At 73.3% G+C, this 15721-nt stretch carries 10 protein-coding genes; 1 reads left to right on the forward strand and 9 read right to left on the reverse strand.

The annotated features are described in order from the left end of the window. Window positions 1-10: 10 nt before the first annotated feature. From ACQEVB_RS00610 to serA, 5 genes are all read right to left on the reverse strand, one after another. Window positions 11-766, reverse strand: coding sequence for a GNAT family N-acetyltransferase (locus ACQEVB_RS00610; RefSeq protein ID WP_432963255.1), 756 nt, complete (start codon window positions 764-766; stop codon window positions 11-13). Window positions 767-845: 79 nt separating this feature from the next. After that, window positions 846-2489, reverse strand: coding sequence for a citramalate synthase (cimA, locus tag ACQEVB_RS00615; RefSeq protein ID WP_432963258.1), 1644 nt, complete (start codon window positions 2487-2489; stop codon window positions 846-848). Between the two features lie 865 nt (window positions 2490-3354). After that, window positions 3355-4398, reverse strand: coding sequence for a 3-isopropylmalate dehydrogenase (locus ACQEVB_RS00620; RefSeq protein ID WP_432963261.1), 1044 nt, complete (start codon window positions 4396-4398; stop codon window positions 3355-3357). Window positions 4399-4644: 246 nt separating this feature from the next. After that, a complete protein-coding gene (locus ACQEVB_RS00625; RefSeq protein ID WP_432963264.1) occupies window positions 4645-7731 on the reverse strand; it encodes a S8 family serine peptidase in 3087 nt (1028 codons plus the stop codon). A gap of 214 nt (window positions 7732-7945) precedes the next feature. Next, on the reverse strand, window positions 7946-9550 hold the full coding sequence (gene serA, locus ACQEVB_RS00630; RefSeq protein WP_432963267.1) for a phosphoglycerate dehydrogenase: 1605 nt from the start codon (window positions 9548-9550) through the stop codon (window positions 7946-7948). Between the two features lie 86 nt (window positions 9551-9636). Between serA and ACQEVB_RS00635 the strand changes: the two genes are divergently transcribed. Further along, a complete protein-coding gene (locus ACQEVB_RS00635) occupies window positions 9637-11043 on the forward strand; it encodes a PLP-dependent aminotransferase family protein (protein WP_432963270.1) in 1407 nt (468 codons plus the stop codon). A 362-nt stretch (window positions 11044-11405) separates the two neighbouring features. On the opposite strand, the gene ACQEVB_RS00640 is transcribed toward ACQEVB_RS00635, so the two are convergent. The 4 genes from ACQEVB_RS00640 to ACQEVB_RS00655 all read right to left on the reverse strand — a co-directional run bounded on the left by ACQEVB_RS00640 (window position 11406) and on the right by ACQEVB_RS00655 (window position 15695). Beyond that, a complete protein-coding gene (locus ACQEVB_RS00640; RefSeq protein ID WP_432963273.1) occupies window positions 11406-12143 on the reverse strand; it encodes a class I SAM-dependent methyltransferase in 738 nt (245 codons plus the stop codon). Window positions 12144-12218: 75 nt separating this feature from the next. Then, on the reverse strand, window positions 12219-13223 hold the full coding sequence (ilvC, locus tag ACQEVB_RS00645) for a ketol-acid reductoisomerase (protein ID WP_432963276.1): 1005 nt from the start codon (window positions 13221-13223) through the stop codon (window positions 12219-12221). A gap of 22 nt (window positions 13224-13245) precedes the next feature. Continuing rightward, window positions 13246-13755: an acetolactate synthase small subunit gene (ilvN, locus tag ACQEVB_RS00650; protein ID WP_432980022.1), complete on the reverse strand. Its 510-nt coding sequence runs from the start codon at window positions 13753-13755 to the stop codon at window positions 13246-13248. Then, window positions 13755-15695 (reverse strand): acetolactate synthase large subunit, encoded by a 1941-nt coding sequence (locus tag ACQEVB_RS00655; protein WP_432963279.1) that lies wholly within the window; start codon window positions 15693-15695, stop codon window positions 13755-13757. The genes ilvN and ACQEVB_RS00655 overlap by 1 nt, the downstream gene beginning before the upstream one ends. Window positions 15696-15721 lie beyond the last annotated feature (26 nt).

Raw genomic sequence — 15721 nt, forward strand, 5'->3', positions numbered from 1 at the left:
GGTCGCGCTGCTACGGCTCTGCGATGCCGCAGCGGCCCACCTGCCGGAAGCCGACGCGCTCGTAGACCCGCGTCGCGGACGCGTCACCGGCCGACAGGAACACCAGGTCCACGCCCGCCTTACGGGCCACCTCGGCCAGCCGCGCGGTGACGGCCGCCCCGATGCCCAGCCCGCGGTGGGTGGCCGCGGTGGCGATGCCGACGAGCTCCGCCACGTCGCCGCTGCGCTGGATCGACCCGGCCGCCACCACGCCGTCGGGGCCCGTGACGAGCAGCCGCGCGATCCGCCCCGCCGCCAGGTCGGCGGCCAGCGCGGCCACCGTCTGCGCCGTCGGCGCGGCCGGGATCGGCGCGCCGAACGCCGTCGACGCCACGATCAGGTGCGCGTGCGCCGCGGCGGCCAGATCACCGTCGGCCGGGCCGAGCAGCCGGGCCCTGAACCCGTCGGGGAACGGCATCGGGCGGGGCATCCCGTCCAGCACCATGATGGGGCACACCTGCACCGACAGGCCCGCCGCGCGCACCGCGGCGTCCATGGAGGGAGCCGTCGCGAACACCCACTCGAACGTCTCCGGCACACCCAGCCCGCGCTGCGCCGCCCGCACGCGGGCGACGTCCTCCGCGGTCACCGGGCCGGCACCGGGGATCGGGCGGGCGTAGAACGGGAATCCGGGCGTGGTCCGCGTGAAGATCCGCAGCGGCCCGGTGTCGGTCACCGTGGCCCACTGGCGCGGCACGGTGTCACAGAACAGGTCGATCCGCTCCATCACGAGCCCGATCCAACCCGATGCCGGTCGCGTCGGCGACGAGACCACCCACCAGCTCGGCCCGTGCACCGCTCGGGGATCAGCGGGCCGAGGTCGCCACCGGCCTCCTGGCCCGCAGTGCGGCGTAGGCCAGCGCGTCCACCAGCGCCAGCCAGGACGCCTCGACGACGTTGCCGTGCACGCCGACGGTGGTCCAGGCACCGTCCCGGTCCGCGCTCTCCACGAGCACGCGGGTGACGGCGGCGGTGCCGTGCTCGTCCTGCGCGCCGCCCGGGGTCAGGATGCGGACCTTGTAGTCGGCCAGCTCCACGTCCTGCAGCCACGGGCACGACGCGGTGAGGGCCGAGCGCAGGGCCGCGTCGAGCGCGTTGATGGGACCGTTGCCCTCCTCCGTCGCGATCAACCGCCGCCCGTCCACCAGCACCTTGACGGTGGCCTCGGCGACCACCTCCCCGTCGGCCCGGCGCTCGGTGATCACCCGGTACGACTCGAGCGTGAACGGGGCGGGGGCGCGGTCGCCGATCGCGGCCCGCATCAGCAGCTCCAGCGACGCGTCGGCCGCCTCGAACGACCAGCCCTGCGCCTCGCGCTCCTTCACGGTGGCGACGACCGCCGACGTGGCGTCGGGCCGGCCGGCCAGGTCCAGGCCGAGCTCGGCACCCTTGAGCTCGACACTGGCCCGGCCGGCCATCTCCGTGACCAGCACCCGCTGCCCGTTGCCGACGTCCACAGGGTCCATGTGGTTGTACAGCTCGGGGTCGACCTTGATCGCACTCGCGTGCAGTCCCGCCTTGTGGGCGAACGCTGACGACCCGACATAGGCCTGGTGGGTGTCGGGTGCGATGTTGGCGATCTCCGCCAACGCGTGCGAGGTGCGGGTGAGTTCCGCCAGGGCGCCGTCCGGTAGGACGGGCATCCCCAGCTTGGTCACGAGGTTCCCGACGACGGGGAACAGGTCGGCGTTGCCGGCCCGCTCGCCGTAGCCGTTCGCGGTGCACTGGACGTGCGTCGCGCCGGCCTGCACGGCGGCCACGGAGTTGGCCACCGCGCAGCCGGTGTCGTCCTGGCAGTGGATGCCCAGCCGGAAGCCGGTGCGGGCGGCCACCTCCGTGACGACCTCGGCGATGCCCAGGGGGAGCATGCCGCCGTTGGTGTCGCAGAGCACCGCCACGTCGGCGCCCGCGGTGACGGCCGCGTCGAGCACCCGCAGCGCGGTGTCGGGGTCGAACGCGTAGCCGTCGAAGAAGTGCTCGGCGTCGACGAAGACCCGGCGGCCCTCGCCCACGAGGAACGCGACGGTGTCCGACACCATCGCGCAGTTCTCCGCGACATCGGTGCGCAGGGCGCGCTCGACGTGGCGGCGGTCGGACTTCGCCACCAGCGTGACGACCGGCGCCTGGCTGTCCAGCAGCGCCCGCACCTGGGGGTCCACGGCCGCGGTCGTGCCGGCCTTGCGGGTGGCGCCGAACGCGACGAGCGCCGCGTGCCGCAGCTGCAGCTCACCGGCCGCGGCCCTGGCGAAGAACTCGGTGTCCTTCGGCAGCGCCCCCGGCCAGCCGCCCTCGATGAACCCCACCCCGAGCGCGTCCAGGTGCCGGGCGACGGCCAGCTTGTCGGCGACCGAGTAGCTGATCCCCTCCCGCTGGGCGCCGTCGCGCAGGGTCGTGTCGTAGACGTGGAACGCGTCTCCGAGCGGCGTACCGGCAGGCTGCGTGCGGGACATCCGGGGGCTCCAGTGATGGTTGCTGTGGTGGGTCGGGCAACAAAAAAGACCCCCCGCGGGTGCGAGAGGTCTGCGCGTCGGCCGGGTCCTGCTAGCCGACGCGCCTGCCGATAATGAGCGCTGCGAACTGCGTCATAGCGCAGAGAGTGGCACGGGCCGTCCCGCTGTGTCACATCTCGTTCCCACATCGTGGGAGATCCGCAGGTTGTAGTAGGGAGGGCGCATGTTCCGGACCACGGTGCTCCAGGTCCGCGCGCCCCTCGCTCCGAGAGTCCCCGGGCTGCAGCGCTACCGCCGCGGCTCGTCCTGCGGGAGCTGACGGCCGGGCGGTCGGCAGCGGAACGCGACGCGAGGCGGCTGTGGGCGTCGACCGGTCTCCCCGACGCCGAGTGGAACGTCCCCGTCCACCAGCTGGGGCGGGCGAGTTGCGGTGATCATGGGCAAAACGTCGCTTGTCGATCTCCGCGGACGACGTTTTGCCCATGATCACACACCGCTGGACCGCGGGAGGCCGGGCCGCCGCACCTCGGTGGCGGGAGGAGGCGGCCGGGGTCGGGCGAGCGGTTGTGCGGTGATCAAGGGCGAGATGTCGCTTGTCGATCTTGCTGAACGACATTTTGCCCTTGATCACCGCCACACCCACCACACGGGACCGTCAAGACACCGCCCGGCCTGGGATCGCGGCGTCTCCCGCCGCGAGAGGGCGGTCGGGGCGGGCTGTGCGGCTATACGTGCCGGGTTGGCGCCGGGGATTGTGGTGATCATGGGCAAAACGTGGCTCGTTGATCTCTGTGCGCCACGTTTTGCCCATGATCACCATGCCGACTGGCTGCGCTGGCTCCGTTGCAGCCAACCTGCGACGGCCTCAGCTCGTCGGCGCCGCCACGTGCGTGCTGACGAGGGCGGCGAGGCGGTCGCCGATCGAGCGGGTGTGGCCGGTGGCGCTGTGGTCGCGGGTCGCCAGGTCGAAGGCGACGGCGGCTTCGACGCGGCGGGCGGCGTCGACCTGGCCGAGGTGGTCGAGGAGCAGTGCCACGGACAGGATGGCGGCGGTGGGGTCGGCGATGCCCTGACCGGCGATGTCGGGGGCACTGCCGTGCACCGGCTCGAACATGCTCGGGTTGCGCCGCGAGACGTCGAGGTTGCCGCTGGCGGCGAGCCCGATGCCACCGGTGACGGCGGCGGCGAGGTCGGTGAGGATGTCGCCGAAGAGGTTGTCGGTGACGATGACGTCGAACCGGCCGGGGTCGGTGACCAGGTGGATCGTGGTGGCGTCGACGTGCTGGTAGGCCACGGACACCTCGGGGTGCTCCAGCGACACCTCCTCGACGATGCGCGACCACAGCGCGCCGGCGAAGGTGAGCACGTTGGTCTTGTGGACGAGCGTGAGGTGCTTGCGGGGGCGGCGCTCGGCCCGCGCGAAGGCGTCGCGGACGACCCGCTCGACGCCGAACGCGGTGTTGGTGGACACCTCGGTGGCGATCTCGTGCTCGGTGTCCTTGCGCAGGATGCCGCCGGTGCCGACGTAGGGACCCTCGGTGCCTTCGCGCACGACGACCATGTCGATCTCGTTGACGCCGGAGAGCGGGCCGCGCACGCCGGGGTAGAGCTTCGCGGGGCGCAGGTTCACGTGGTGGTCGAGCTCGAACCGCAGGCGCAGCAGCAGGCCGCGTTCGAGGATGCCGCTGGGCACCGACGGGTCGCCGACGGCGCCGAGCAGGATCGCGTCGTGCTGCTGGAGCTCGGTGAGCACCGTCTCGGGGAGGAGCTCGCCGGTGGCGTGCCAGCGGGCTGCGCCGAGGTCGTATGTCGTGGTCTCGGCGCCCGGGGAGACCTCGTTGAGGACCTTGAGCGCCTCCTCGATGACCTCCGGCCCGATTCCGTCCCCCGGGATGACCGCAAGGCGCATCCTGTTCCCTCTTCTCCTGCTCAGTTCCGTCTCGGCGGTCCCGGCTCGGGACAACCCGCCGCACGCTACCCGTAGCGACGGCGCGTGCCGGCGCTTCCTCACCCGTTGGTGGTCGCCCTCACGGGTGAACGGGGCGCCTGGGACGGCGCCGGTGCCCGACCGCGGGAGCGACACACCCCCTGAGCGGGCCATTGTGCCCCTGCCCGACGGCACACCGTCACCAGCCCCCCACTTGTCGTGACGGGATCAGCGCGGTGGCGGCACCACGAACGCGCGGCCACCGGTGGGGTTGCGATCCACGATGACCAGGGCGGATGTGCTCACCGGAGCCAGGAGCCGGGTGCCGTCGGTCACCGGGACGAGTGACGCCGCCGGCGGCGGCCCGAGGGTTCGGGGATCGATCCGGACGGCACCGGGCATCGCATCCACCACCCGATCGGGCGAGTCGGGGGGTCCGTAGTCGCCGCGGACGAGGGCGAGCATGCGGATCGGCCCGGCCCCGAGCACCCCCGGCCCGACGGGCAGCACCCACGAGTCGGTGTCGAACGTGTGGGTGTCGGTGCTGCCGTCGAACCCGTTGACGGGTTGCACGTCGACGACCCGCCCGTCGCTGGTGACCGTGCGGCTGACCAGCACGTCGGTGTCGGGGAGGGTGACGAGCTCGGTGGCGCGGTCCGGCCGGTCGTCGCCGTCGAGGTCCCACAAAACGGTCGGGTTGGTGGTCGTGCCGACGCCGGCCAGGTCGGCCCACGTGACGAACGCGACGGCCGTGGTGCCGTTCGCGGTGCGGGTGATGCCGACGTAGCGCAGGTCGGCGCCGCTGCCGGTCCCGTTGACGACGCAGCCGGAGGTCTGCTGCGCGGTGCACCGCGGCAGCTGCGGGCTCTGCGCGACGAGGGTGAAGACGCCGGCGCGGGAGACGTAGGCCTCCGGCCCGGTGCCCTGGTCGACGCCGCGGCCGCTGAACGCGAGGCGGTCCCCGTCCCGGGCGACGTGCAGCCTCGACGCCGGCCGCGGCGCCACCCCGACCGGCACGCGGATCGTGGTGCCGCCACCGGTGAGCTCCAGCCGTCCGGCGGCGTCGGCGAGGTACTGCCGCGCCCCGCCGCCCAGGTCGCCCTTCTGGACGAGCGCGAGGGTCGGGTCGGCGCTGCGGCGCAGCGCCGCCGGGTCGGGCACGCGCACCGTCACGTCCACCAGCGCGGCGCCGCCGGCCGGCACGCTGATCCGGGCCGGCGCGGCAGTGATCGTCACGCCGGGGGTGGTGGTGATCGGCCGGTAGCCGACGTCGAGGGTGACGGCCGCGCCGGTGCTGGTGACGCGGACGCGCCGGGTCGCGGTGAACGGCGCCCCCGGCGGCACGTCGACGGTGCCGAACCCGACGGACACCGCGCCGGGGCGATCGGCGTCCGTGGCCAGCACGGGCGGGGTGAGGGCGGCCCGGGCGTCGATGCGCCCGGCGCCGGCGCGCATCGGCGGCACGGGCCGCCGCTGCGGGCCCGTCACGACGTCGCCGTCGGCCGTGTTCATGATCGCCGCCTTGACCTGCGCCGGGTTCCAGTCCGGGTGCGCCTCGCGGACCAGCGCAGCGACACCGGCGACGAACGGCGAGGCCATCGACGTGCCCGTCTGGACGATGCGGCCGGTGCCCGAGCCGGACAGGGCGGACGTGATCGTGTCGCCGGGCGCGGACACGTCGGGCTTGATGATCGGGCCGTGCAGGCCGCGGGCGGAGAAGTCGCTGAGGGTGTCGGCGATCTCCGGCAGCACGACGGGACGGCTCCCGGCCAGCACCCCGGCCATCCGCACGCGCAGGCCGGTGGCGAGCAGCGGGCGCAGCGCGGCGGTCGTGGCACCGGTCATGCGGAACACGGGCACCTGCGTGTCGCCGCCGATCTGGCTCTCGCCGAACTCGGCCGTCCCGGCCGCGAGCAGCACCCCGGCTGCACCCGCGGCGGCCGCGCGGTCGGCGCGCTGCTTGGACTTGCACGTGCGGGCCGCCGGGTCGTCCGGCCACTCCAGCCAGACGATGTTGCCGCGCGCGCGGGCGGCGGCCTGCGCGTCGTACGGGCTGCAGCCCTGCGGGTCGCCGCCGGGCACGACGACGGGCAGCGTGCGGTCCAGCGTGGCGTAGTCCGGGTAGTCGGCGCTGTAGTCGCCGGCCAGTGGCGGGAGCCCGGCCACCTCGACGGCGTCGAGCAGCACGCCCGGATCGCGGACGCTCGCGACCGCGATCGCGTCCGGGCTGGTGCCGGGGGCCCCGCCGGAGTCGTAGACGTCGCCGGTGTTGCCGGCCGACGCGACGACGAGGACACCGTTCTCGGTGAGCGCGCCGACGAAGTCGTTCACCGGGTCGTCGACGGCGCCGTGCGGGGCGCCCAACGAGAGGTTGACGACGTCGACGCGGTCGCTGAAGTCGCCGTCGCCGTTCGGGTCGAGTGCCCGGTCGAGGCCTTCCGCGGCCAGCGCGGTGCCGCCGGTGCAGCCGAACACCTTGATCGCGTAGAGGGATGCGCCGGGTGCCGCGCCGGGTCCGATGCGCATGCGGTCGAGGTCGGCCGGCGTGAGGGTGCGGTGGTCGCCGCGGAACGTGCTGCCGTCCGGGCTCTCCCCCAGCCCGGCGGCGGTGCCGGCGACGTGGGTGCCGTGGCCCTCGCAGTCCAGCGGGTTGTCGTCGGGCTGCGGGACGGTGCGGGCGGGGTCGGTGGAGTCGGCGTCGTAGTCGTTGCCGGCGAGGTCGACGCCGCCCAGCACCTTCGCCGTGGGGAACGTCCTCGGGTCGGTCTCCGTCGGGTCGATCGCGGCGTAGGCGGCGGGGGTGCCGGGGCCGCCGAGGTCGGCGTGGGTGTAGTCGATGCCGGTGTCGACGATGCCGATGCGCACCCCGGTGCCCAGCCGGCCGGTCTGCTGCCAGGCGTTGACCGCGCGGCCGAGCTGGTCGGCGCTCGCGTTGCCCGGACGGACCGTCGCGAGCCGGCGGACGGACCGCACCCCCGGCTCGCGGGCCAGCTCGCGGGCGGTGGCCGCAGTGGCGTGCACGGCGACCCCGGGCACGGCGTTGGCGGTGCGGAACACGACGTCGCTGATCTCGCCGCCGCGGAACCGGGCCAGCAGGGCGTCGGTCTTCGCCCTGATCGCCGCCTTGGCGTCGGCGGCGGCGCGCCGGGCGGCGTCGCGGTCCTGCTGCGCCTTGGCGCGGTAGGCCTGGTAGGCCGAGGGCTGGTCGAACTGGACGAACAGGGTGACGGGCGGGGAAGCGGCGCGCGCCGGCGGTGTGGGGGCTACCACGGTGCCGGCCAGCACGACGGCCAGCACGAACACGCCCCGACGCACCACTGCTCCCCCTCGCCGCGCCCCACGTGCGGCCGCGGGAGAACGCTAGGGACGCCGGGGACGGCCGCCCGGCAGGCGAGGCCGCGCAGACCCCGCATCGGGTGGCGCGGTTCACCCGCCGGGGTTCCGGCGCGTTGATCATGGGCAAAACGTCGTCAGTCGATCTTGATCAGCAACGTTTTGCCCATGATCAACGCAACCCCGGTCGGCCGCACTACTCGTCGAACGAGATCAGCCGGGTCGTCGCCGCGCCCACCGATGCGCCGATCGGTTCCAGCACCGCCGGGTCGACGGGGCGGTCGACGCGCAGCAGCATGAGCGCGTCGGTGCCGTCGGTGGTCTGGCTGATCTGCGCGGCCTCGATGTTGACGGCGGCCTCGCCGAGCAGGGAGCCGACCCGGCCCATCACGCCCGGCCGGTCGGCGTACTCCAGGAGCAGCACCTCGCCCTCTGCGCGCAGGTCGAAGTGCCGCCCGTTGATCTCGACGAGCTTCTGCACCTGGTTGCGCCCGCTGAGGGTGCCCGAGACGGTGACGGCGGTGCCATCGGGCATCGCGCCGCGCAGCTGCACGACGCTGCGGAAGTTGGTGCTCTCCGCAGCGGTGGTGAGGTTCGCGGACACGCCCCGCTCGGCGGCGAGCGCAGGCACGTTGACGAACGTGACCTGGTCCTCGACGACGTGGGTGAACACACCGCGCAGCGCCGCGAGCCGCAGCACCGAGACGTCCTCGGCGGCGAGCTCGCCGGCCACGTCGACGGTGACGGTGCTGGGCACGCCGCCGGCGACCGCGTGCAGCACGATGCCGAGCTTCTGCACCAGAGCCAGCCACGGCCGGACCTCCTCGCCGACCACGCCCCCGACCTGCACGTTCACCGCGTCGGGCACGAACTCGCCGGCCAGCGCCAGCTGCACCGACCGCGCGACGTCGGTGCCGGCACGGTCCTGCGCCTCCGCCGTCGAGGCGCCCAGGTGCGGGGTGACGACGATCTGCGGCAGCTCGAACAGCGGGCTGGCGGTGGCCGGCTCGGTGACGTAGACGTCGATGCCGGCACCGCCGACGTGCCCGGACCGCACCGCCTCGGCCAGCGCGTCCTCGTCGACGAGCCCGCCGCGGGCGGCGTTGACGATGATCACGCCGGGCCGGGTGAGCGCGAGCTGGTCCTTGCCGATGAGCCCGAGGGTCTCCGGTGTCTTCGGCAGGTGGATGGAGATGAGGTCGGCGCGGCTCAGCAGCTCGTCCAGCTCGACCAGCTCGATGCCGAGCTGCGCGGCACGGGCCGGCGCGACGTACGGGTCGTAGGCGATCAGCGACGTGCCGAACGCGGCGAGCCGCTGCGCCACCAGCTGCCCGATCTTGCCCAGCCCGACGATGCCGGCGACCTTGCCGTTGATCTCAGTACCGGTGAACGCGCTGCGCGCCCACTTCCCGGCACGCAGGCTCGCGTCGGCGGCCGGGATGTTCCGGGCAGCGGCGAGCAGCAGTGCGACGGCATGCTCGGCGGCGCTCACGATGTTGGACGTCGGTGCGTTGACCACCATGACGCCGCGCGCGGTGGCGGCCTGGACGTCGACGTTGTCGAGGCCGACACCGGCCCGGCCGACCACCTTGAGGCGAGGCCCCGCGGCGAGCACCTCGGCGTCGACGAGGGTGGCGGAGCGCACCAGCAGCGCGTCCGCGCCGGCGACGGCGGCGAGCAGTGCCGGCCGGTCGGTGCCGTCGACGTGGCGGATCTCGACCCCGGTCCCGAGCTGGGCCACCGCGGACGGGGCGAGCTTCTCGGCGAGCAGGACGACAGGGGGTGTGGAGGCGGTGCTCACGGCGGTGTGCGCTCCCGGGTCGACGGACTGGTCCCGCGATCGTAGGACCGGGGCCCGTGGCTACTGTCGCCGCCGTGGAGCTGCACGTGAGCCTATCGGGTCGCACCGACCTCACGGGCCAGGTGTACCGGCAGATCCGCGCCGCGGTGCTCGACGGGCGGCTGCGCGACGGCGACCCGCTGCCGTCGGTGCGCCGGCTGGCGTCGACGCTCGGTATCTCCCGCACCACCGTCGGCACGGCCTACGAGCGGCTCGCGAGCGAGGGCCACGTGCGCACGCGTGGCGGCGCGGGCACGTACGTCGAGGTCCCGCACGAGGTGGCCGCCCGCTCGGCGGCCGGCTGCTCGCCGCTGCGGGCCCGGCCGGTGTGGGACCTCGTGGCCGAGCCGCCGGTGCTCGCGGTGCTCGACGTGCCGTACGACTTCCGGCTCGGCATGGTCGACGTGACCGAGTTCCCGTTCGCCGCGTGGCGGTCGCTCGTCGCCCAGCAACTGCGGCCGGGCCCGATGGGCAACGGCGGACACATCGACCCGGCCGGGCTGCCCGAGCTGCGCGCAGCGCTCGCCCGGCACGTCGGGGTGTCCCGCTCGGTCCGCGCCGCGCCGGAGGACGTCGTGGTGACCAACGGCAGCCAGCAGGCGATGGACCTGCTCGCCCGGTTGCTGGTCGAGCCCGGGGCTGTGGTGGCCGTGGAGAGTCCGGGCTACCGCATCTCCCGGCAGGCGTTCATCGCGGCCGGAGCGGACCTCGTCGCGGTGCCGGTCGACGGCGAGGGCCTGGTCGTCGACGCCCTGCCGGACGCCGCCGTGGCCGTGGTGGTGACCCCGTCGCACCAGTTCCCGATGGGTCCGGTGATGTCGCGGCGACGACGGGCCGCGCTGCTGGCGTGGGCCCGCCGCACGGGTGCCGCCGTGATCGAGGACGACTACGACAGCGAGTTCCGCTACGGCGGGCGGCCGCTGGAGCCGCTGCACGCGCTCGACCAGGACGGGCACGTGATCTACGTCGGCTCGCTGTCGAAGGTGCTGCTGCCGACGCTGCGGCTCGGGTTCGCCGTGCTGCCGCCCTCGCTGGTGCCGGCGATGCGCCGGGCGAAGCACGTCACCGACTGGCACACCGAGGTGCCGCTGCAGGCCGCGGCCGCGCAGTTCCTGCAGGACGGGCGCTTCGCCCGGCACGTGCGCAGGATGCGGACGATCTACGCGCGGCGCCACCACGCGGTGCGGGCCGCGGTGGCCGAGCACCTGGCCGGCCACGTCGCGGCGGTGCCGTCGCACGCCGGGCTGCACATCGCGACGGTGTTCCACCGACCGCGCGACCCGGACGCCGTCGCCGCGGCCGCGCTGGAGCACGGCATCGCGCTGCACCCGCTGCCCGCCGTCGTCGGGAACGGGCCCGGGATGCTGCTGGGCTACGGCGCCACCGCGCTGGACCGCATCGAGCCGGGGCTGCGGCTGCTCGCCCAGGTGCTGGACACGCTCCCGGCGCCGTGACCCTTCCGTGACCGTCCTGTCGAACCGGGCGCCTTCCGCACCTGCCGCCGGACACCTTGCCGGACGGAGACTGCCTGCGCCGTCCCGGCGCGGGGAAGCCGGGGGGAGTTCCCCCGCCGGGCGGCGATCAGCGTTCGGCCGGTCGGCGCGGGGGTTGAGGGTCGCCGCCGAGGTTGCGTTGATCATGGGCAGAACGTCGTTGCGGGATCGATCCAGCACCACGGTTTGCCCATGATCAACACCCCAGCCGCCCGCCCACCGCGGACGCCGAGGCGCCGGCGATCAAGGGCTAATTGTCGTTGCGGAATCGGTCCAGAACGACACTTTGCCCTTGATCAACGCAACCCCGGGCGGCCGACCCCTCAGCCGGGCCGGGTGGCCGTCACGAGCGACGTGCGCACCCACGGCCCGCCGAACCAGAACCGCGGGCCCAGGTCGCGCACCTGCGGTTCCAGGCCGAGCCCACGCAGCCGCTCGGCGTAGGCGGAGGTGTGCTGGATGTCGGCGACGGCGAGCCGGCCGCCGGGCCGCAGCACCCGCACGGCCTCGCTGATCGCCGCCGCGCGCCCCTCGGGGGTCGGGATGTTGTGGATCGCCAGGCTCGACAGCACCAGGTCGAACGAGCCGTCGGGGAACGGCAGGTCGGTCATGTCGGCGGTGCGCAGCTCCACCCGGTCGGCGACGCCCTCGGCGCGGGCGTTGGCGAGGGTGGTCGCCTCGGCGTTGCCGGACTGGTCGACGCTGCGCCACAGGTCGACGCCCACCGCCTGCCCACCGTCCCCGAGGCGGCGGGCGGCCGCCAGCAGCACCGCGCCGCGGCCGCACCCCATGTCGAGCACGCGCTCGTCCCCGCGCAGCCCCAGCTCGTCCAGCACGTCCGCCCAGGCGGCGAACTTGCCGCTGCGCGTCGCGTACAGGTACGACGCGGCGGAGCCGCCGAGGAGAGCAGCCAACGCGACCCACAGCGGGCGCAGCGCCCGCACCGGATAGCCGGTGACCGCCGGCACGAGCGCTGCCGCACCTAGCCCGACGAACGTGGCCGGCACGGCCGGCGCATCGATCCCGTACTCCCCGTGCCGCACGACCATGGTCTCGATCATGCCCGAATGCGGGCAAGGCCACCTCCAGGACCGATCCGGTCGTGAAGGTGGCCTTGCCGGCACGGGTGCGGCGGCTCAGGTGGCCTTCGTGCCCACCCAGCTCATGAGGCCGCGCAGCTTCTCCCCGACCTGCTCGATCGGGTGCGCGGCACCCTCCTGCTGCAGCTTGGTGAAGTTGGGGCGCCCGGCCTCGTCCTCCGCGACCCACTCGGCGGCGAAGCGGCCGTCCTGGATCTCGGCGAGGATCTTGCGCATCTCGTCCTTGACCGCCGGCGTGATGACGCGCGGGCCGCGGGTGAGGTCGCCGTACTCCGCGGTGTCGGAGATGGAGAACCGCTCGTTGGCGATGCCGCCCTCGTACATGAGGTCGACGATCAGCTTGAGCTCGTGCAGGCACTCGAAGTACGCGATCTCCGGGGCGTAGCCGGCCTCGGTGAGCACCTCGAACCCGGTCTGCACCAGCGCAGCGGCGCCACCGCAGAGCACCGCCTGCTCGCCGAACAGGTCGGTCTCGGTCTCCTCCTTGAACGTGGTCTCGATGACGCCCGCGCGGGCACCACCGATCGCCGCCGCGTAGGAGAGGGCGAGCGCCTTGGCGTTGCCGGACGCGTCCTGCTCGACGGCGATGAGCGCCGGTACGCCCTTGCCGTCGACGAACTGGCGGCGCACGAGGTGGCCGGGGCCCTTCGGCGCCACCATCGCGACGTCGACGTCGGCCGGCGGCTTGATCAGCTCGTAGCGGATGTTGAAGCCGTGGCCGAAGAAGATCGCGTCGCCGCTCTTCAGGTTGGGCGCGATGTCCTCGGCGTAGATGAAGCGCTGCTTCGTGTCCGGCGCCAGGATCATGATCACGTCGGCCCACTCGGACACCTCGGCGGGTGTGCCCACCGTGAGGCCCTCGTCGGTCGCCTTCTGCCGGCTCTTCGAGCCCTCCGGCAGCCCGATCCGCACGTCGACGCCCGAGTCGCGCAGCGACAGCGAGTGGGCGTGGCCCTGGCTGCCATAGCCGATCACGGCGACCTTGCGTCCCTGGATGATCGACAGGTCGGCGTCGGCGTCGTAGTAGATGTTCACACTCATGACGGTTCCGGTGGTTCCTTTCCTACGGGCGGATCGCGGCGGCGGTGATCGAGCGGGGACCGCGGCCGACCGCGACCATCCCGGACTGGACCATCTCGCGGATACCGTACGGCTCCAGGTTCTTGAGCAGCGCGGCGAGCTTCTCGGTGGTGCCGGTGGCCTCGATCGTGACGGCCTCGGGCGCCACGTCGACGGCCTTGGCGCGGAACAGGTTGACGATCTCCAGCACCTGACTGCGCACGGTCGGGTCGGCGCGCACCTTCACCAGCAGCAGCTCCCGCTGCACCGACGCGGCCGGCTCCAGCTCCACGATCTTGATGACGTGGACGAGCTTGTTGAGCTGCTTGGTGACCTGTTCGAGCGGGAAGTCGTCGACGGCGACGACGATCGTCATGCGGGAGACGGCCGGGTGCTCGGTCGGCCCGACGGCGAGCGACTCGATGTTGAACCCGCGCCGGGAGAACAGGCCCGCGACGCGGGCGAGCACGCCGGGCTTGTCCTCGACGAGGACGGAGAGGGTGTGGCGCTCGATCATGACTCCGCCTCGTCGTTCAGCAGTTCCGCGGTGACGGTGGAGACCTTGGCCTCGTCCGTGACCGTCCCCTTGATCACCGGCTCGTCACCGTCGAACAGCGGCCGGATGTGCCGGGCCGCCATGATCTCGTCGTTGCTGGTGCCGGCGGCGACCATGGGCCAGACCTGCGCGTCCGCGCCGACCACGAAGTCGATGACGACCGGCTGGTCGTTGATCTCCATGGCCTGCTTGATCACGCGGTCGACGTCGTCCTTCGACTCGGCGCGCAGCCCGACGCAGCCCATCGCCTCGGCGAGCAGCTTGAAGTCGGGGATGCGGTGCTTGTGCGTGCCGAGGTCGGTGTTGGAGTACCGCTCCGAGTAGAAGAGGTTCTGCCACTGCCGGACCATGCCCAGGTTGCCGTTGTTGATGATGGCGACCTTGATCGGGATGCCCTCGATCGCGCAGGTGGCGAGCTCCTGGTTGGTCATCTGGAAGCAGCCGTCGCCGTCGATGCACCACACGACGTCGTCGGGGCGGGCCATCTTGGCGCCCATCGCGGCGGGCACCGCGAAGCCCATGGTGCCCAGGCCGCCCGAGTTGAGCCACGAGCGCGGCTTCTCGTACTTGATGAACTGCGCGGCCCACATCTGGTGCTGCCCGACGCCCGCGGTGTAGACGGCGTCGGGGCCGGCGATGGCGCCGATCCGCTCGATCACGTACTCGGGCGAGAGCGATCCGTCGGCCGGCCAGTCGTAGCCCAGCGGGAAGGTGGAGCGCAGGTCGTCGAGGTAGGACCACCACTCGGAGATGTCGGCGCGCCCGTTCTCGATCTCCGCGCGCACCGCGTCGATCAGCTCGGTGATGACGTCCTTGCAGTCGCCGACGATCGGGACGTCGGCGCGGCGGTTCTTGGAGATCTCCGCCGGGTCGATGTCGGCGTGCACGATCTTCGCGTTGGGCGCGAAGCTCGCGAGCTGGCCGGTGACCCGGTCGTCGAAGCGCGCACCCAGCGCCACGAGCAGGTCCGCCTTCTGCATCGACCCGACGGCCGCCACGGTGCCGTGCATGCCGGGCATGCCCAGGTGCAGCGGGTGGCTGTCCGGGAACGCGCCGCGCGCCATGAGCGTGGTGACCACCGGGATCCCGGTGAGCTCGGCCAGCTCCTTCAGCTCGGCCGACGCCTCGGCCTTGAGCACGCCGCCGCCGACGTACAGGACGGGCTGCGCCGCCGAGGTCATCAGCTTCGCGGCCTCCCTGATCTGCTTCCCGTGCGGCCGGGTCGTCGGCCGGTAACCGGGCAGCTCCATCTCGGCGGGCCAGGTGAAGGTCGTCTGCTCCTGCAGCACGTCCTTCGGGATGTCGACGAGCACGGGGCCGGGCCGGCCGGTGCTCGCCAGGTGGAAGGCCTCGGTGATGGCGCGCGGGATGTCCTCCGCCCGGGTCACCAGCATGTTGTGCTTGGTGACGGGCATCGTGATGCCGGTGATGTCGGCTTCCTGGAAGGCATCCGTGCCGATCAGCGGGCGGGATTGCTGCCCGGTGACGGCGACGATCGGGATCGAGTCCATGTAGGCGTCGGCGATGGGGGTGACGAGGTTGGTGGCGCCCGGACCCGAGGTGGCCATGCAGACCCCGACCTTGCCCGTGGCCTGCGCATACCCGGTGGCCGCGTGCCCGGCGCCCTGCTCGTGGCGGACGAGCACGTGCCGGACGCGCGTCGAGTCCAGCAGCGGGTCGTACGCCGGGAGGATCGTGCCGCCGGGGATGCCGAAGACCACCTCGCACCCGATCTCCTCGAGCGACCGCACGAGCGACTGGGCGCCGGTCATCGGCACCCGGTCGAAGCGCTTCTGCGCCGGCTCGACGCGGTGGGTCTGCTCGGTGCGCGCCGGGGGCGGCCCCGGGCGGGGCGGCGGCGCCGGCTTGGGCGCGGACCGTTGGTTGGCGGTGGTCATCTGCGGTCAGCCTCGCTGGGTTCGGC

Origin of the sequence: Pseudonocardia sp. CA-107938 (genome assembly GCF_050936315.1) — a bacterium.
Taxonomy (GTDB): domain Bacteria; phylum Actinomycetota; class Actinomycetes; order Mycobacteriales; family Pseudonocardiaceae; genus Pseudonocardia.

Excerpts from the sequence above, each read along its gene's own strand:
- ACQEVB_RS00610 (WP_432963255.1), bottom strand. The coding sequence starts at position 766 with ATGGAGCGGATCGACCTGTTCTGTGACACCGTGCCGCGCCAGTGGGCC.
- cimA (WP_432963258.1), bottom strand. The coding sequence starts at position 2,489 with ATGTCCCGCACGCAGCCTGCCGGTACGCCGCTCGGAGACGCGTTCCAC.
- ACQEVB_RS00620 (WP_432963261.1), bottom strand. The coding sequence starts at position 4,398 with ATGCGCCTTGCGGTCATCCCGGGGGACGGAATCGGGCCGGAGGTCATC.
- ACQEVB_RS00640 (WP_432963273.1), bottom strand. The coding sequence starts at position 12,143 with ATGATCGAGACCATGGTCGTGCGGCACGGGGAGTACGGGATCGATGCG.
- ilvC (WP_432963276.1), bottom strand. The coding sequence starts at position 13,223 with ATGAGTGTGAACATCTACTACGACGCCGACGCCGACCTGTCGATCATC.
- ACQEVB_RS00655 (WP_432963279.1), bottom strand. The coding sequence starts at position 15,695 with ATGACCACCGCCAACCAACGGTCCGCGCCCAAGCCGGCGCCGCCGCCC.